Here is a 17468-nt window from a genome sequence, read left to right as displayed (position 1 = left end):
GTCGTGGGCTTTCGCGGCAGAAGCAGTGAGTCCGTCCTCGTCGACAGGTCTCTCCGCGCTGCTCAAGATTGACACAAAATCATGAGGAAATCCTCAGGTTTGCTCGGACGTCCGAGTGCTACCAGCGAGTACGCTCCATCGAGCGGTATTACCTTTTGTTTACCCAACTCGTCGGTAACCCACATTCATGCTGGCGAGAGGATCGCCTCGGTGCGCAGAACATGAGGAAACCCTCGCATTTTTCGTTATCTTTTCGTGATGTGATCTCGAGCACAGAAGCGCTTCGGGCAACCCTGTCGGTGGCGTCCCCTAGCTTCGTCAGTCGAACCACTCCTCGGGAGAGTGGTCACCGGAATTCGGGGGGAATTCATGTACTCATCGGTAACAGACATTTGCGCGTCGGACGAACTCGCCGCAGTGCTGCTGCACATCGAATCGGTTGCGTCACAATCACGTTCACCACACTGGACTCCCGGCTGGCGCGGCGAGAGCGAAGTCGCGTTGCTCGACGCAATCTTCTCCGCACGCGCGCCGTACGGCGGACCGTCGAGCGGGGTCCGCGCGGTGATCGGACGATGGCGAACCCATCGCGGCGATAACCGACTCGACGACTTGACAACACTCGCAGAACTGACCTCGGATCCGGATGTGCTCGTCGAGATTCTGTCCAACCGTCAGTTCGTACCGGGCAACAGTCGAACCAAGGCAGCAGCCGCAGTCGTGGCGGCACAGACGCTGATCTCGGTGGGGTTGAGCTGTTCGAGCGACTTCGAGCAGCACACGAAGGAGCAATTCGATGCGTTCCGTGCGATCCCTGGCCTCGGCGAGACCACCTGGGAGTGCCTGCTGATGCACCTCGGCGTACGCACCGACAAGGCGACCGAGCACCTTCGTTCGTTCGTCGTCGACGCGCTCGAACCACTGCACCAGGATCTGGCCGCCGACATCGCCGCCGACCACTTTCCTGCCGTCCTCGAGGCCGCGGCCGATGCACTGGGCACCGATCTCGCCTCGCTCGAGCATGCGATCTGGCGTTACCAGCACAAGGTGCGCAGGCCCGAGCAGCGTCACTCCGAGGCAGCGCTCCGGTCGGCGGGATGAGTGCGAGACATCAGCGCTTCCACTCCGTCCAGAATGCACTCCAACCCGAACCGGTAGGCGTGCACGGGGTCGCTGGCGGCGTCGTACGACGCCGCCGCTGCGGTCCCGACCCGCGACGAGACCGGAAAGCGCTCACGGTCCATCACCCGTTCGATGATCGGTGCAGTGGCCGCCCACCACTGAGCGTCTGTCATGCCCGACTGCTCCTTCACCCGCGTGACGCCGGCGAGGGCGCGGGCGGTACCGGAGACATGCGTGAGTACCAGTGTGAGGACGGAGTCGATCTCGATGTCGCTCAGACCGGTGTCGACCAACGGGCGTAGTTCGGCCTCGTATTTGTCGTTGGTGTGCGGACCCAGCACCGGCCGCGCCCCGTCCGCATCGAGTAGCCACGAATGCCGTTGGTAGAGAGCCCAATTGCGCTCGGCCACGAATCGCAGAGCGGGACGCCAACCGCCGGGAACGGAAGACGGCTCGTCGACATGCGCGTAGAGGCCCGCGAGGGATCGATCGATCATCAGATCGGCCAACTCTTCTCGACCGGGCACGTGCGTGTAGAGCGACATTGCGCCTACACCGAGATGCTCGGCCACGTTGCGCATCGACACGGAGCCGAGGCCTTGCGCGTCGGCCAGCTCGATGGCGGCGTCGACGATCCCGTCCACGCTCAGCCCTGTTCGACTCGGCTTCGCACCCACTCGCCACAGCAGCCCGAGTGTTCGCGCGGGGTCGAAGGGGACGTCTTTTTTCGATGCCACCAAGCGAGTGTAGCGCGATCGTACGCCGTACCGTACAGTGTACCTCGCGCCGTACAGCGTACGTTACAACCTAAGGATGCCGACCCATGAACGATTCGATCATCGTGGACCACCTCACCAAGCACTACCGAGACAACGACGAAGCGGGCCTGCACGGCATCGATTTCGCCGTACCCACCGGCACGATCTGCGGACTACTCGGCCCCAACGGCGCAGGGAAGTCCACCACCGTCAAGATCCTCTCGACGCTCACCCGAGTCGACTCCGGATCGGCCACTGTCGCAGGCTTCGACGTTCGCACTCAGGCGTCGGACGTCCGGGCCTCGATAGGTATGGTGGGCCAGAACGCAGCCGTCGACGAAATACTCACCGGCCGCCAGAACCTCGTCATGTTCGGCCGCCTGACACATCGGAGCGCGCGCACGGCTCGACTGCACGCGGACGAGGCACTCGAGCGTTTCGGCCTCACCGCGGCGGCCGAGCGCCCGGTCGGCACCTACTCCGGTGGAATGCGACGCAGACTCGACCTGGCGGTGAGTCTGATGTCCGATCCCCCGGTGCTGTTCGTCGACGAGCCCACCACCGGGCTCGACCCCTCCGCACGTCGCGACGTGTGGTCGGCAATTCGCGCGCGAGCCGACGCAGGCTGCACCGTTCTGCTGACCACCCAATATCTGGAGGAAGCCGACGAGCTAGCCGACTCCATCGTCATGCTGCAGGCGGGCCGCGTCGTCGCACAGGGAACACCGACCGAACTCAAAACCGAAGCGGGAGCGAACTGGATGGATGTCACCTTCGACACCGTCGACCACGCCCGACGTGCCGTGGCAGTAGTCGACGGTGTACTGGAGACAGAAGACAAGAAAGTCCGAATACCATTGCAGAACAGAGGAACCGAAGTACTTCACATGGCCGACATTCTCCGAGACCACGCATTGGACCCCGTCGACATCGCCATCCGCCAACCCACGCTCGACGAAGTGTTCTTCCGCCTCACCGAACAGACCCATGGGGGTGCGGCATGACCGATCTCCGCCGCATCAGCACCTCCGGCACCGGGCACCTCGGTGCGATCCGAACGATCACACTGCGCGACCTGCAGCACTGGCGGCAGCAACCGGCACCGGTCCTCATCGGCTGGTTCTTTCCCGTTCTGGTCGCCGTCATGTTCGGCACGCTCTTCGGTGGTGCCGTCTCGACGCCGGGCGCGGAGAACTACTACGCCTACCTGCTTCCCGGAATTCTGGCCGTGACGATGTTCTTCGGGCTCGAGACCACCATGACGGCGGTCGCCACCGACGCTGGACGCGGCGTGACCGACCGATTCCGCTCCCTTCCGATCTCCGGTGTCGCAGTGGTCGGTGGTCGCGCATCGGCCGACATGATCGGTTCGATTGTCGGCCTTGCGATCACTGCTACCTCCGGGCTGATTCTGGGCTGGCGCACCGACGCCGGTGCGGGCGCAATTCTGGGGGCCTGCGCTGTTCTGCTGCTGCTGCGCCTGTCGTTGCTCTGGGTCGGGATCTACCTCGGACTCACCGTCCGCGGCACCGAGACGGTGGCTGCCATTCAAATCTTGATGTGGCCCTTCATGTTCCTGTCCAACGTGTTCATCGATCCGACGTCGATGCCGTCCTGGCTCGCAGCAGTTGCCCAATGGAACCCATTGTCCGCCACCGCGACCGCCACGCGTGATCTGTTCGGCAGTCCGGGGTGGGAGTCCGCAGGATGGGTCACCGACAATGCGCTGATCGTGGCGATCGCCTGGCCGGTGGCGCTCCTGGCGGTGTTCCTCCCTCTCTCGGTCCGCGCGTATCGCAGGCTGGGCGACTGACACCATTGCAGGCATGGTGCCGGTGCATTCCATTCAGGTTGTAGACTGCACCGGCACGCGCGAGTGGCGGAATTGGCAGACGCGCTGGATTTAGGTTCCAGTGTCTCAGGACGTGGGGGTTCAAGTCCCCCCTCGCGCACGACGGTCGTTCGGGCCGGTTTTCACATGCTCGTGGCTCGTTCAGGTCCAGGGTCGACAAGCACCGACACGTGAAGGCGGTTCGAATGCCCGAGGAATCGAACGACGCGATCTTCGCCGAGATCACAGACGAGAGACGTTCTCTCGCAAGAACTCTCGAGACTCTCACAGCCGAACAATGGGACACCCCCTCGCTGTGCGCGGCCTGGACGGTCCGCGACGTCGCCGCCCATCTGGTGGTGCCACTGATCGTCCCGCTCTGGCAGTTCGGACTGGTCATGGTGCGTACCCGAGGAAACTTCGACCGAGCCAATCAGCTGATGACCACGCGTGTGCGTCGCGGGCACGGAGACGAATTGCCCGCCTTGCTCACCGCTCACGCGGACAAGAAATTCACCCCGCCGGGCCACGGTCCGCTTGCCCCCTTGTCCGACGTCATCGTGCACGGGCTGGACGTGTGCAGGCCACTCGGAATCGAGCACCACGTTCCCGACCACCGCATGATCACGATGCTCGACTTCCTGGTGCCCGCGACCGGCGCGGCACCGTTCAAGGGACCGGAGCTTCGACTCCAGTGGCGCGCAACCGATCTGGATTGGAGCCGCGGTGAGGGCCCGGTCATCGAAGGATCGGCCGGCACCCTGGCACTGGTTCTGACCGGACGCAGCAGCGCTCTCGCGGACGTCACCGGGCCCGGTGCCGAGAAACTCGCCGCCGCGCGGGCACACCGCCGTCGAACGTAGAGAATCGGACCGGTCATGGTGAGAATCACCGCTGGGGCTTCGCACGTGACTACCTCGAGTAGTAGTACCTCCGGTACCGTCGAGGAGTGACCTCATCCCGCCCGAACCGTCGACCAGCGCTGATCGCGCTGGTCATCGTGTCCGCGGCAGTCTGCCTGGGCCTCGGCTGGTGGCAGTGGGAGCGCTTCGAAGCGGTCGGCGGCAACGGTCAGAATCTCGGCTACGCCTTCCAGTGGCCCCTGTTCGCCGTATTCGTGGTCTACGCGTACCGCAAATTCGTTCGCCTCGAGGACGAGGACTCGGACGAGGTTGCAGCAGCGTTGCCCGACGGGCCTACCGAGGTGCCCCTCGATCTGCTCCCCCAGCGTCACGCCCCGGCGGCCGACGCTACGGACCTCGATGATCCCGAGGCCCGGCAGCTACTCGAATACAACAGCTACCTCGCGGAGCTGAACGAATCCCGCGGGACCGACAGGAGCACCACGTGAGTTCGGCACCGGAGAAGACGCAGGCGTCTGCGAACAAGACCCAGAAAATCGCGTCCGCGCTTCTGCGCTACCGCGTTCTGGCTTACGTGACCGGCGTGTGGCTATTGGTTCTCGTGGCAGAAATGGTTGCGAAATACATCCTGAAGGTCGAGAACCTTCCGACGTGGATCCCTGTCGTGCACGGTTGGGTCTACATCGTATATCTCGTGCTCACAGTGGACCTGGCCATCAAGGTACGGTGGCCGGCCGCCCGCACCATCGGCACACTGCTCGCCGGAACCGTCCCGTTCCTGTCGTTCTACATCGAGCACAAGCGCACCAAGCAGGTCAAAGCCGACTTCGCCGTCTGACGTCAGCAGCCGATCGGCTGCGCGTTGTCTGGATCCAGCACGTTCTCGACCAGCCGCTGTGCCAACGGGTCGTACGAGATTCCTGTGTGCTCGACGACGTTGGCCGGGCACACGTCCTGCAACACCACGTTCGTATTCCCCGCACCGGTCAGCAACGACGCGGTGTATGGAACGACGATCTGGTCGTATCGAGTGACGATCGTCGTGTAGTCGATTCCCGAGACGGTGTCGCTCCCCTCGTTCAGCCTTTCCAGCACGTCGTCCTGCACCGGCGGACCTGCAGTCGGATAGTTCGGTGGAGACAGCGCCACAATCCGTGCCACCGTGCGATCCCCACCGAGGAAGCGAGCGTAGTAGCGGGGCACGGTGCCACCTTTGGAATGGCCCACGATGGACACTTTCTCGGCACCCGTGGCCGCGAGTACCGAATCGACGAACGTCGACAGTTCCGCAGCACTCTCGGGGATGGGTTCGAGCGCTCCGAGCGCGGGCACCGGCCCGGTGTTGCCGTAGTCGATCGCGAACACGCAGTACCCGGCGTCTGCCAGCTTCGGCGACAGAGATGCCCAGTTGTCGTACGAGTTCTCCAAGAAGCCGTGCACCAGCACCACCGGCTCCGGATGCTGCGCGCTGGGCGTACACGAGAAGTCGTTCGATCCCGGAGGCGCCGCTCCCGGGTGGGCGATCGAGTAGGCGAAGGCCTCGGCGAACGAGCCTGCCACGGGTGCAGCCGAGGCCGGCGTACCCGCCAAGCACACTGCGGCGGCGGCCAGCGCAACCGACGTTCGAGTCAGAGCTGCCCGCGCCTTCACGACTACCGCCCTGCCAGTTCTTCGAGCGCCGGAACGAGCTTGCGGAGCGCACGCCCGCGATGCGAGGCCGCGTCTTTCTCGTCCGGGCTCAGCTGCGCGGCGCTACGGCCGTCTCCCTCGGGAACGAAGATCGGGTCGTAGCCGAAGCCGTTCTCACCCGACGGCTCTCGGCCCACCACACCGCGCCACTCACCGCGGACCACGGTTTCGGTGCCGCCGGGAATCACCAGGGCGCACGCCGAGACGAAAGCCGCACCGCGACGCTCGTCGGGGGTGTCGCTCAGCTGCGCGAGTACGAGTTCGGTGTTGGCGTCGTCGCGCCCGTGCGTACCCGACCAGCGCGCCGAGAGCACTCCGGGCATCGCATTGAGCGCATCGATCTCGATCCCGGAATCGTCTGCTACACAAGGCAATCCGGTGGCCGCAGCTCCGTCGCGAGCCTTGGCCAGCGCGTTGTCCTCGAAAGTCGCTCCCACCTCGGGGGCCTCCGGGAACGGCGGCACCTCGTCCAGGCCGACCAGCTCGATTCCGACCACTCCGGCAGCGTCGAGCACCCGCCGAAGCTCACGCAGCTTCTTCGCATTCCGGCTGGCCACCAGGAGTTTGCGGTCAGGCACCGAACTTCTTCTTCGACTCCGCGGCCGCAGGCTCGGGCAGGTCCCCCGGGTACGGCAGCGCCAGAGCTTCTTTCTGCACCTCGAACAACTTCTCGATACCGACGAACGCGGAGTCGAGCAACTTGTCGAGTGTGGTGCGTGGGAACGTCGCGCCTTCTCCGGTGCCCTGGATCTCCACCAGGGTGCCGGTGTCGGTGGCGACGACGTTCATGTCGACCTCGGCGCGCGAGTCTTCCTCGTAGGGAAGGTCGAGGCGCACCCGGCCGTCGACGACGCCGACGCTGACCGCGGCGATCATGCACGAGATCGGCTGCGGGTCGGCGAGGCGTCCCGCTGCCCGCAGGTAGGTGACGGCGTCGTTGAGCGCCACGAACGCACCGGTGACAGCTGCAGTTCGGGTACCACCGTCGGCCTGGAGCACATCGCAGTCGAGCGCAATGGTGTTCTCACCGATGGCCGCCAGGTCGATGCAGGCACGCAGAGAGCGCCCCACCAACCGGGAGATCTCCTGGGTTCGACCCCCGACCTTGCCCTTGACGGACTCGCGGCCGTTGCGGGTGTGCGTGGCCGCCGGGAGCATCGCGTACTCGGCGGTGAGCCAACCGAGGCCGGATCCCTTACGCCAACGCGGCACGCCCTCCTCGACGCTGGCCGTGCACATTACCCTGGTATTTCCGAACTCGACCAACACCGACCCTGCCGGGTGGCTGGTGAATCCGCGGGTGATCTTGATGGTGCGGAGCTCGTCGTCCGCTCTGCCGTCTTCTCGTCTGGACACGACTCGCAGCCTATCGCGTCCTCAGACGGTGAATACGTCCCCTGGAAGAACGGCATGAACCGGTCCGCTGAACTCCGCTTTGGCCTCGGCGATGACGTCCTCGCGAGACGTCCAGGGCGGAATGTGGGTGAGCAGCAACTCCCCGACCCCGGCCTCGCGAGCGATTCGGCCGGCCTCGGTTCCGGACAGGTGCACACCTTCGGGCCGCTCGGGACTGTCGGTCCACGATGCCTCGCACAGGAACACGTCGGCTCCGTGCGCCAGATCTCGCACCGCCTGACACATTCCGGTGTCGCCGCTGTACGCGAACGTGCGGCCCGCCCCCGTGGTGACCCGCATGCCGTACGACTCCGGCGGATGGAACACCTGACGCGTCAGAATCGACAGCTTGCCGAACTCCACGGTGCGGCCGTCCACCCAGCGACGCAGATCGATGGTGTCGGACATGTCGTCGATCTGCCCACCGCATTCGGCCGAGGCAACTCCGAGCCGAAACGCCGTGTCCTTCGGCCCGTAGACGATCGCGCGACCTTCCGGCGGGCTCGGATGGTAGCGACGCCACACCAGCAGACCCGGAACATCGAGGCAGTGATCGGCATGCAGATGCGAGAGCAGAACGCTCACATCGCCCGGGTCGGCGTAGCGCTGCAACGCCCCGAGAACGCCGGGACCGAAGTCGAGTACGACCGGTGAGGTCTCCTCTTCTTCCAGCAAGTAGCCCGACGCGGGCGAATCGGGTCCGGACACACTGCCCGAACATCCCAGGACGGTAATTCGCATGAAAGCCATGCTGCCACGCCGAGCGCATCACTCGAAACGTTCGGGCAGTATTCACAGCGCGAGTCGGCGAAATTCACCGCCGACCACAGGTGTGTCTGCAGTTACCTCGCACCTATGGAGTGGGCCGATCGAGCGATTTCGTGCGCACCCGCTCGGCTCGCGCGTCGGCGGACAACAGTCGAGCGGCAACCACTCCGCCCACCGCGCCGAACAGATGGCCCTGCCACGAGACGTTCGGCTCGCTCGGGAGCACGCCCCACAGGGCGCTGCCGTACAGCACGAACACCACGACGCCGATCGCGAGCTGACCCAGATTCCGGGTGAAGAAGCCGCGCACCAACAGGTATGCGATGAAACCGAAGATCAGGATCGACGCACCGATCGTGTTGGTGTACGAAGCGGCCGTGAGCCAAGTGCCGAAACCGCCGACCACCCAGATGATCCCGGTGGCGGCCAGGCCACGCGCCAATCCCGAGAGCAGCACCAGAAAACCGAGCACGACGATCGGGACGGTGTTCGCGATCAGATGCTGCCAATCGTCGTGCAGCACCGGTGCGAACAGAATGCCCCACAGTCCTTCGACCGAGCGCGCCTCGATGCCGTTGCGTTCGAGTCTCGATCCGCTCGCGACATCGAGCAGTTCGATGATCCACAGCAACGCAGTGAACGCTCCGACGACGATGGCGGCCTGCATCCAGATCGGCCGCCCATGTTCGCTCGGAAGATTACCGGTCCCGCTCATGATCGCCTCCAACCTCGGTTCCTCCACGGTACCGGTCGGATACGCCTACAGACCTGCCCTCAGGTGCGTGACGTGGTGAACGCCGACGGGAAGATCCGACGATAGGTGGGGATCCCGGCCACCGAGGTGGCGTCGAGCAGGGCACGCACGATGGCTCGCTCGACGACGATCGCCGCGGCCTCGGTGACTGCGGCCAGCACCGGCAATTCCGCCGAGAATGCGGCGGGGACCGAGGATTCGGCCGTGACCGCCCTGGTGCCCGTGGACACGGCAAAGATGGTGTCGCCGTCCAGTGGCGAGTGCGCCGGTCGAATGGCCCGTGCCAGACCGTCGTGGGCGGCGACGGCAATCCGCTTGCAGGACGCCGACGACAACGCAGCATCGGTGGCGACCACCCCGATCGTGGTGTTCAGCGCGGTGCCCTTGGGTTCGAGTGCCAGCGCGGTCCACACCTCGTTGACGTCGGGTTTGCGCATGCCGAATGCTGCGGGCCCCAGCGTGCCGGTGCCCCACAGCAGGCCGGTACGCGGATCGAACACAGCGCCCACGGGATTGGCGACCATCAGCGCCGCGACGGTGACCCCGTCTGCAGGGCCGCCCTCGATCACCGTGCTGGCGGTACCGACGCCGCCCTTGAGCACTCCAGCGCGAGCCCCTACACCTGCTCCCACCGATCCCGTCTCGAACTCGGTCGCCGCTGCTGCCGCAGCGAGATAGCCGAACTCCGCCGTCGGACGCGCTGCCCAGTCGCCGACCGGAAGGTCGAAGATCACCGCAGCAGGCACGATCGGGACCACGTGATCGGGACTGCCCATCGGAATGCCCTGGCCGTGTTCTTCGAGCCACCGCATGACGCCGTCGGCCGCGGCGAGCCCGTACGCACTGCCGGCAGTCAACAGGATCGCGTTGACGTGCTGAACGGAATGGCTCGGATCGAGCAGATCGGTCTCGCGCGTTCCCGGCCCGCCGCCGCGAACGTCGACTGCGGCCGTCGCACCTCCCAGGGCACGCACCACGGTGCACCCGGTGGCCGAACCGGATCCCATCGTGGCGTCGTCGTCGAGTTCGTGATGATGACCGACCAGCAGACCTGCCACGTCGGTCAGACAGTCCCGTGGTCCGGGAGTCGAGAAGGCTGCGGTCACGCGCGCGTCCTAGGGAATGAGGACCTGTACGAGTGAATCCTGCATCCAGGTCAGCCAGTGGTACACATCGAGATGCGGAGCGCGAGGATCACCCTCGTCGAGGACGTCTGGTGTGTCCGCACTGATCCCCAGCGTGGTGCCGAGCGCCAGCCTCACGTCGTTGAGGCCGGTCAACCATGCGTCCGCCTGCTCCTGGGTCAGCACGATCTTGCCACCCGACTCCGGAAGAGTGGCCAGGATCGTCGATCCGGCAGCCACCTTCTCGTCGATGATCTCGGGCTCGTGAAGTCCTCGCAGGGCGCCGTTGAGATCGGCCGGGTCCTCTTCGTCGTGGCCGGGGTCGGCGCGATGGAAGTCCGGCAGCAACCGTGCCAGCGCGGCATCCTCGGGCGGACTGTTGTGGCCGGTCCGCAATCCGGTCAGCGCAGCGAGCTCGTCGGTGGGGGCGGCGGCGGAACGGTCGCGCAGCAATCCGAGAACCGAGCCGACGAGAGACCGAAGCACGGCAGCCTCACGAGCGTCGATCTCGGATTTGATCTTGACCCCGGACAGCGAATTCCGTCTCGTCCACGTGCGCACTGTTGCTGATGTCCTGTCTCGGGAGGGGGTGAACTACTACTTGTCCTGCTGCATGGTGGCCCACAGACCCGCCGCGTGCAGCCGTCGAACGTCGTTCTCCATCGCGTCGCGCTCACCACTGGACACGACGGCCTTGCCCTCGGAGTGCACCTGCATCATCAGCTCGGTGGCCTTGGCCTTGCTGTAGCCGAAGAGCTTCTGGAACACGTAGGTCACGTAGTGCATCAGATTGACCGGGTCGTCCCAGACGATGGTGACCCAAGGGGTGTCGTGCGATTCGTCGGCGGCAACGGCCTCGGTCTGGGCCGGAACGGCTTGCGGTGACGCTGCGACAACATCACCTGCCGAGAAGCCGTCCACGGGCAGAAGCGATCCATCCACCGTCAACCAAGGCATACCCAACAGGGTACGGCGTATCGGGCCAGCGTCCCACGCTCGCCCCTGCGCTCGTAGTGTGGGCGAGGTGAGCAACGACGCGACCACAGATCACGCGAACCTCGGCGACGGAATCAGCACCGCTCTGCTGACCGATCAGTACGAGTACACGATGCTGTCTGCCGCTCTGGCCAGCGGCTACGCCGATCGCATCTGTAGCTTCGAGGTGTTTGCGCGACGGCTGCCGGGTGGCCGCCGATACGGAGTTCTCGCGGGCACCGGACGCATCCTCGACGCGATAGCGCGCTTTCGATTCGGCCCGGACGAGCTGCGAATCGTCGCCGAATTCCTCGACGCCGACACTGTCGAATGGCTGCGCAACTACCGCTTCACCGGCGACATCGACGGCTACCGCGAGGGCGAACTGTACTTCCCCGGCTCCCCCGTTCTGACCGTCCGCGGCACCTTCGCCGAGTGTGTCGTCCTCGAAACGCTCGTGCTCTCGATCCTCAATCACGACAGTGCGATCGCCTCCGCGGCTGCGCGGATGGTGGCGTCCGCCAAGTCCAGGCCGATCATCGAGATGGGATCGCGTCGCACCCACGAGGAGGCCGCTGTCGCCGCCTCGCGAGCGGCATATCTCGCCGGGTTCACCGCGACGTCCAACCTCGAAGCCGTTCGACGCCACGGCGTCCCCGGCGCGGGCACGTCGGCGCACGCCTTCACGTTGCTGCACACCACCGTCGACGGCCCGGACGAACGATCCGCGTTCGCGGCGCAGGTACGAGCACTGGGCGTGAGCACCACCCTGCTCGTCGACACCTACGACATCACCCAGGGCGTTGCCAATGCCATCGAGGTGGCCGGGCCCGAACTCGGCGGTGTGCGCATCGACTCCGGCGACCTCGGTGTGCTCGCCCGGCAGGTGCGCGACCAACTGGACGCCCTGGGAGCGCCGAAGACCAGGATCGTCGTCTCGGGCGACCTCGACGAGTACGCGATCGCCGCACTGCGGGCCGAGCCGGTCGACTCCTACGGCGTCGGCACGTCGCTCGTCACCGGTTCCGGTGCCCCGACGGCGGGCATGGTCTACAAGCTGGTCACCGTCGACGGAATTCCCGTCGCCAAGCGCAGCAGTCACAAGGAATCGCGCGGTGGCACCAAGGCGGCACTGCGCACCGCGCGTCGCACCGGCACCGCAGTCGAGGAGATCGTGCACCCGTTCGACGCTCCCCCGACCGTCGACGACGATCTGACGGTGGAGACGTTGACCACGCCTCTGGTCCGCGGCGGTGAACGACTGGCCGACCTCCCGACGCTCGCCGACGGCCGTGACCTGCTGGCCCGACGCCTCGTCAGCCTCCCGTGGGAGGGTCTGAAACTGTCTCAGGGCGAACCGGCGATACCCACCCGCTTCGTCGAGGGGTAACAGCGGTGTCGATACCGAACCGGGTGGGCGATCGGCAGTAGTCTGCTTCGGTGCCGTCGAAGACCGAGTTGCCCACCGTTCCCGCTCTCCTGCAGGTCGCGGTGCACTCGCTCGGCGGCAAGGAACGCAGCAATCAGCTGACGATGGCCTCGGCCGTAGCGCACTCGATCGATACCGGTGAGCATCTGGCGGTCCAGGCGGGCACCGGAACCGGCAAGTCTCTCGCGTACCTCGTTCCGAGCATTCGGCATGCGGTGGAATCGGGCAAGACCGTCGTCGTCTCGACGGCCACCATCGCGCTGCAGCGGCAGCTGGTGGACCGCGACCTACCGCGGCTGTCCGATGCCTTGACCGAGGCAGTCGGACGCCGCCCGAAATTCGCAATCCTGAAGGGTCGCAACAACTATCTGTGCATGAACAAGATCCATACCGGTGCTGCGCAGGAGGCACCGGACGCGGAACTGTTCGACCCGTTCGCCGTCTCACGCATGGGCCGCGAGGTGGTCCGGCTGACGAAGTGGTCGTCCGAGACCGAGACCGGCGACCGCGACGACGTGGTGCCCGGTGTCAGCGACCAGGCCTGGCGTCAGGTCAGCGTCACTGCTCGCGAATGCCTGGGCAAATCCCGCTGCCCCGTCGGTGAGGACTGCTTCGCCGAACGCGCCCGTACCGAGGCCGCGCAGGTCGACGTCGTGGTGACCAACCACGCGCTGCTCGCGATCGACGCGATCACCGGCATCCAGATCCTGCCCGAGCACGACGTCGTGGTCGTCGACGAGGCCCACGAACTGGTCGATCGGGTGACCGGCGTGGCCACGGAAGAGCTGTCGGCCGCGACCGTCACCGCAGCGGCACGCCGTAGCGCCAAGCTCATCGAAGAAGAGACGGTCGATCAGCTCGAGGGGGCCGCCGAGAACTGGGCCGCGATTCTGGACGAGTTGCCCCCGAGCCGGTGGCAGTCACTACCCGACGGCGTCGGCCCTGCGCTCGCCTCGATTCGCGACGCCGCCTGGGCCGTACGCACCGCGATCGGCCCCAACAAGCAGGGCATGGCGAACAGTGACCCCGAGGCCGCCGCGGCCCGTAGCGCCGCACTCGTTGCCGTCGACGAGGTCCACGACAGCGCGGTGCGCGTCCTCACGGCATTCGACGAGCCCGATCCGGCCAAACGCAAGGACGTCGTCTGGCACGCCGTCGACGATTTCCGCGGCAACGTCAAACGCACCGTCCGCATCGCACCACTGTCGGTGGGCGGGCTGCTGCGAGCGCGCCTGTTCGCCGAATCCACAGTGGTGCTCACCTCCGCGACCTTGACCGTCGGCGGATCGTTCGACGGGTTGGCCGTCAACTGGGGGCTGCCCGCCGAGAAGCCCTCTCGCAGTGACACCGCGATGGCGTCGGGTGTGGAACCACCGTCCGACGCCGGGTCGATCAGGTGGAATTCGCTCGACGTCGGCTCGCCGTTCGATCACGCCCGGGCCGGCATCATGTACATCGCCAAGCATCTGTCTCCGCCTGGACGCGACGGCCTCTCGAAGTCCTACCTCGACGAGATCGAGTCGCTGGTCAGCGCAGCGGGCGGCCGTACGCTGGGGCTGTTCTCGTCGATGCGCGCCGCCAAAGCTGCCGCCGAGGAGATGCGGGAACGCCTCGACACCCCCATCCTGTGTCAGGGCGACGACTCCACCGGCGCACTGGTGCAGAAGTTCGCCGACGACGAGGCCACCTCCCTGTTCGGGACGCTGTCTCTGTGGCAGGGCGTCGACGTCCCTGGTCCATCGCTGAGCCTGGTGATCTTGGACCGGATTCCGTTCCCGCGGCCCGACGATCCACTACTGGTCGCCCGGCAGCAGGCCGTCGAATCCCGGGGCGGCAACGGCTTTCTCGCGGTCGCGGCCAATCATGCGGCTTTGCTACTGGCGCAGGGCGTCGGCCGACTACTCCGTAGCGTCGACGACAAAGGTGTTGTCGCCGTTCTCGATTCACGGCTTGCCACTGCCCGGTACGGCGGCTACCTCCGCGCCTCGCTGCCACCGTTCTGGGAGACCTCGGACCCGGAGGTCGTCCGCAAGGCGCTCACCCGTCTGGCCGGCACGTAACCGCCCTAGGGCGTCGCCACCAGACCGAGCTCGGCATCCGAGGACAGACCGCCGTGATGCGGTAGCACCCGCACCGTGTATCCCACCGCACCGCTGTGCGGCAGCGACGTCTGCCCGGCATAGATGTGCTCACCGCCCTCGGTACCCACGTGAGCCATGGCCGTCGTCCTGATGTCGGTGAGGTTCTCCTCGTCGTCGGCCCGACCCACCACTGCCTGCACCACGACGTCCGACGCCTCCAGTCCGCCCAGGTCGACATGTGCGCGCAGCGACAGTTCCGCCCCGATCACCGGAGTGTCCGGCAGCCCCTCACTGTCGACCCGAGTGACTTTCACTGCGCCCCAAGCCTGTTCGACGCGGCGGCGGTACGACGCCACGTCGATGGCACCGTGGTGATTCTCGGCCGAGGCCGCGCGGGCCGACTCGGCGGCCGGCGCGTAGTAGCCGAGCGTGTAGTCCTGAACCATTCTCGACGCCAGCACCTTCGGCCCCAGCTTCTCGAGCGTGTGCCGCACCATTTCGATCCACCGACTGGGCACGCCGTCCTCGCCGCGGTCGTAGAACTTGGGGAGCACCGCCTGCTCGAGCAGCTCGTACAGTGCAGCGGCTTCGAGATCGTCGCGGCGATTGTCGTCGGTGACGCCGTCGGCCGTCGGGATGGCCCAACCGTTCTCGCCGTCGTACATCTCGTCCCACCAGCCGTCGCGGATCGAGAGATTGAGGCCGCCGTTGAGTGCCGATTTCATGCCGGAGGTGCCGCACGCTTCGAGCGGTCGCAGCGGATTGTTCAGCCACACATCGCATCCCCAGTACAAAAAGCGCGCCATGGACATGTCGTAGTCGGGCAGGAAGACGATGCGGTGCCGTACATCGGCCTGATCGGCGAATCTGACGATCTGCTGAATGAGTGCTTTCCCGCCGTCGTCGGCGGGGTGGGACTTGCCTGCGACCACCAACTGGACCGGCCGCACCGGGTCCAGCAACATCGCCCGCAGGCGCTCGGGTTCGCGGAGCATCAGCGTCAGCCGCTTGTAGGTCGGCACGCGTCGAGCGAACCCGACGGTCAGCACGTTCGGATCGAAAACATTCGCGGTCCAGCTGATCTCGGCCTGAGTCGATCCACGTTCGAGTGCCGAACGCCGAACCCGACGCCGCACCTCGTCCACCAACTGCGCACGCAGAGCGTTGCGTGTCGACCACACGCGCTCCGAGGACAGCTCCCCCTCCTGTGCCCATTCGCGTGCAGACCACGTCGGGGCATGGACGCCGTTGGTGACCGATCCGATCGGCACCTCGGACGCATCGAAGCCCGGCCACAGGTCGTTGAACATCTCGCGGCTGACGATGCCGTGCAGCTTCGAGACTCCGTTCGCTCGTTGCCCCAGACGCAATCCCATGTGCGCCATGTTGAACACCGAGGCGTCGGCTTCGCCGCCGAGGGCGAGAATTCGGTCCATGGGCAGTCCCGGCAGCAGCGCCGAGTCCGGGCCGCCGTCCGTACTGCCGAAGTAGTGCCGCACCAGATCGGCCGGAAAACGGTCGATTCCGGCGGGGACCGGGGTGTGGGTGGTGAAGACGGTTCCGGCTCGAACCGCCGCCAGCGCCGCGTCGAAGTCAAGCGCGCCCGAGGTGACGAGTTCGCGAATGCGTTCGACACCGAGGAAGCCGGCGTGCCCCTCGTTCATGTGGAACACCTCGGGGTCCGGCAATCCGTGCGCGCGGGTGTACGCCCGGATCGCGCGCACTCCGCCGATACCGGCGAGTATCTCCTGCTTGATGCGGTGATCCTGATCGCCGCCGTACAACCGGTCGGTCACCCCGCGCAGCTCGGGGTCGTTGTCGGCGATGTCCGAATCGAGCAGGAGCAGCGGGACGCGTCCCACCTGGGCGATCCACACCCGGGCTCGCAGCACCCGAGATCCCGGCATCGACACGTGAATCAGAACCGGGGAATCCCCGTCGTCGGTCAGCAACCGCAGCGGCAGACCGTGCGGGTCGAGAGACGGATAGCGCTCGGCCTGCCAGCCGTCGGCCGTCAATGACTGGCGAAAGTACCCCGAGCGGTAGAGCAGGCCGACACCGATCAACGGCAGGCCCAGGTCCGAGGCGGCCTTGAGGTGGTCGCCGGCCAGAATCCCGAGGCCGCCGGAGTAGTTCGGCAACACTTCGGTGACACCGAACTCCATCGAGAAATAACCGATTCCCGACGGCAGAGCGCGTCCCTCGGCCAGCTCGTTCTGATACCACAGCGGGCGGGCGAGGTAATCGTGCAAGTCCGCCTCGGCGGCGTCCAGCTCGGCCAGGAACCGGTCGTCGGCAGCGAGCTCCGCCAGACGCTCGGGTGCGACGGCTCCCAGCACAGCCACCGGATCGCGCTCGAGTTCGGTCCACAGCAGTGGATCGATGTGCTCGAACAGATCCTGCGTCGACGAGTGCCACGACCACCTGAGGTTTGTCGAGAGCTCGGCGAGGGCATTCAGGCGGGCGGGAAGGTGGGCTCGGACGGTGAATCGGCGCAAAGCTTTCACAAGGTCGAACCCTACCCACGCAGACCTGTGTCGATGGGCGGCTTACACGAAATCCGAGATGCCGCGCCGGCGGCGAGCAGTATGCGTCGGCGCACGCGCCATCTGCGCTGCTGCACTACGGTTGACGAGTAGGAGCACACCAATATCGGTTCGACAAGAGGTTGCGCCCGCG

Annotated in this window: 18 protein-coding genes and 1 tRNA gene; 9 read left to right on the top strand and 10 right to left on the bottom strand. The window is 66.0% G+C overall.

Annotation, left to right across the window (positions count from 1 at the left end):
- Window positions 1–369: 369 nt before the first annotated feature.
- Window positions 370–1101 (top strand): hypothetical protein, encoded by a 732-nt coding sequence (locus CH275_RS13205; RefSeq protein ID WP_143546771.1) that lies wholly within the window; start codon window positions 370–372, stop codon window positions 1099–1101.
- Here the strand turns inward: CH275_RS13205 and CH275_RS13200 are convergent.
- The gene (locus CH275_RS13200; protein WP_094678823.1) at window positions 1068–1859 is read right to left on the bottom strand and encodes a TetR/AcrR family transcriptional regulator; all 792 of its coding nucleotides are present in this window, start codon (window positions 1857–1859) and stop codon (window positions 1068–1070) included. The two genes, CH275_RS13205 and CH275_RS13200, sit on opposite strands and share 34 nt — an antisense overlap.
- Before the next feature lie 86 nt (window positions 1860–1945).
- Between CH275_RS13200 and CH275_RS13195 the strand changes: the two genes are divergently transcribed.
- From CH275_RS13195 to CH275_RS13170, 6 genes are all read left to right on the top strand, one after another.
- Window positions 1946–2884: an ABC transporter ATP-binding protein gene (locus CH275_RS13195; protein WP_094678821.1), complete on the top strand. Its 939-nt coding sequence runs from the start codon at window positions 1946–1948 to the stop codon at window positions 2882–2884.
- Window positions 2881–3693: an ABC transporter permease gene (locus CH275_RS13190; protein WP_094678819.1), complete on the top strand. Its 813-nt coding sequence runs from the start codon at window positions 2881–2883 to the stop codon at window positions 3691–3693. The genes CH275_RS13195 and CH275_RS13190 overlap by 4 nt, the downstream gene beginning before the upstream one ends.
- Window positions 3694–3750: 57 nt before the next feature.
- Window positions 3751–3832: transfer RNA gene (locus CH275_RS13185), tRNA-Leu, on the top strand.
- A gap of 85 nt (window positions 3833–3917) precedes the next feature.
- Window positions 3918–4574 (top strand): maleylpyruvate isomerase family mycothiol-dependent enzyme, encoded by a 657-nt coding sequence (locus CH275_RS13180; RefSeq protein WP_094679239.1) that lies wholly within the window; start codon window positions 3918–3920, stop codon window positions 4572–4574.
- An 86-nt stretch (window positions 4575–4660) separates the two neighbouring features.
- On the top strand, window positions 4661–5062 hold the full coding sequence (locus CH275_RS13175; protein ID WP_179276144.1) for a transcriptional regulator: 402 nt from the start codon (window positions 4661–4663) through the stop codon (window positions 5060–5062).
- Window positions 5059–5412, top strand: coding sequence for a DUF3817 domain-containing protein (locus CH275_RS13170; RefSeq protein ID WP_094678817.1), 354 nt, complete (start codon window positions 5059–5061; stop codon window positions 5410–5412). The genes CH275_RS13175 and CH275_RS13170 overlap by 4 nt, the downstream gene beginning before the upstream one ends.
- A 2-nt stretch (window positions 5413–5414) precedes the next feature.
- Here CH275_RS13170 and CH275_RS13165 read toward each other — a convergent pair whose 3' ends face one another.
- The 8 genes from CH275_RS13165 to clpS all read right to left on the bottom strand — a co-directional run bounded on the left by CH275_RS13165 (window position 5415) and on the right by clpS (window position 11261).
- A complete protein-coding gene (locus CH275_RS13165; RefSeq protein WP_094678815.1) occupies window positions 5415–6224 on the bottom strand; it encodes an esterase/lipase family protein in 810 nt (269 codons plus the stop codon).
- Window positions 6225–6226: 2 nt separating this feature from the next.
- A complete protein-coding gene (rdgB, locus tag CH275_RS13160; protein WP_094678813.1) occupies window positions 6227–6841 on the bottom strand; it encodes an RdgB/HAM1 family non-canonical purine NTP pyrophosphatase in 615 nt (204 codons plus the stop codon).
- Window positions 6834–7619: a ribonuclease PH gene (gene rph / locus CH275_RS13155; protein ID WP_094678811.1), complete on the bottom strand. Its 786-nt coding sequence runs from the start codon at window positions 7617–7619 to the stop codon at window positions 6834–6836. The genes rdgB and rph overlap by 8 nt, the downstream gene beginning before the upstream one ends.
- A gap of 21 nt (window positions 7620–7640) precedes the next feature.
- Complete coding sequence (locus tag CH275_RS13150) at window positions 7641–8399, bottom strand: cyclic nucleotide-degrading phosphodiesterase (protein WP_179276143.1); 759 nt, start codon at window positions 8397–8399, stop codon at window positions 7641–7643.
- Between the two features lie 112 nt (window positions 8400–8511).
- Complete coding sequence (locus tag CH275_RS13145; protein WP_094679236.1) at window positions 8512–9141, bottom strand: rhomboid family intramembrane serine protease; 630 nt, start codon at window positions 9139–9141, stop codon at window positions 8512–8514.
- 59 nt (window positions 9142–9200) lie between these two features.
- Window positions 9201–10286: a P1 family peptidase gene (locus tag CH275_RS13140; protein ID WP_094678808.1), complete on the bottom strand. Its 1086-nt coding sequence runs from the start codon at window positions 10284–10286 to the stop codon at window positions 9201–9203.
- A gap of 9 nt (window positions 10287–10295) precedes the next feature.
- Window positions 10296–10865 carry an oxidative stress transcriptional regulator AosR gene (gene aosR, locus CH275_RS13135; protein ID WP_094678806.1) on the bottom strand — a complete coding sequence of 190 codons (570 nt, stop codon included), beginning with the start codon at window positions 10863–10865 and terminating at the stop codon, window positions 10296–10298.
- Between the two features lie 36 nt (window positions 10866–10901).
- The gene (clpS, locus tag CH275_RS13130; protein WP_179276142.1) at window positions 10902–11261 is read right to left on the bottom strand and encodes an ATP-dependent Clp protease adapter ClpS; all 360 of its coding nucleotides are present in this window, start codon (window positions 11259–11261) and stop codon (window positions 10902–10904) included.
- Between the two features lie 58 nt (window positions 11262–11319).
- Here clpS and CH275_RS13125 point away from each other — a divergent pair, with 58 nt between their 5' ends.
- Both CH275_RS13125 and CH275_RS13120 read left to right on the top strand, forming a co-directional pair.
- Window positions 11320–12669: a nicotinate phosphoribosyltransferase gene (locus tag CH275_RS13125; RefSeq protein ID WP_094678804.1), complete on the top strand. Its 1350-nt coding sequence runs from the start codon at window positions 11320–11322 to the stop codon at window positions 12667–12669.
- A 50-nt stretch (window positions 12670–12719) separates the two neighbouring features.
- Window positions 12720–14768, top strand: coding sequence for an ATP-dependent DNA helicase (locus CH275_RS13120; protein ID WP_094678802.1), 2049 nt, complete (start codon window positions 12720–12722; stop codon window positions 14766–14768).
- A 5-nt stretch (window positions 14769–14773) separates the two neighbouring features.
- Here CH275_RS13120 and glgP read toward each other — a convergent pair whose 3' ends face one another.
- Entirely contained in the window at window positions 14774–17296 is a 2523-nt protein-coding gene (glgP, locus tag CH275_RS13115; protein WP_094678800.1) for an alpha-glucan family phosphorylase, read from the bottom strand.
- Between the last annotated feature and the right edge of the window lie 172 nt (window positions 17297–17468).

This window comes from Rhodococcus sp. 06-235-1A, from assembly GCF_002258785.1.
Lineage (GTDB): Bacteria > Actinomycetota > Actinomycetes > Mycobacteriales > Mycobacteriaceae > Rhodococcoides.
Note: the sequence above shows the minus strand (reverse complement) of the source record. Positions and strands in the feature narration are given on the sequence as shown.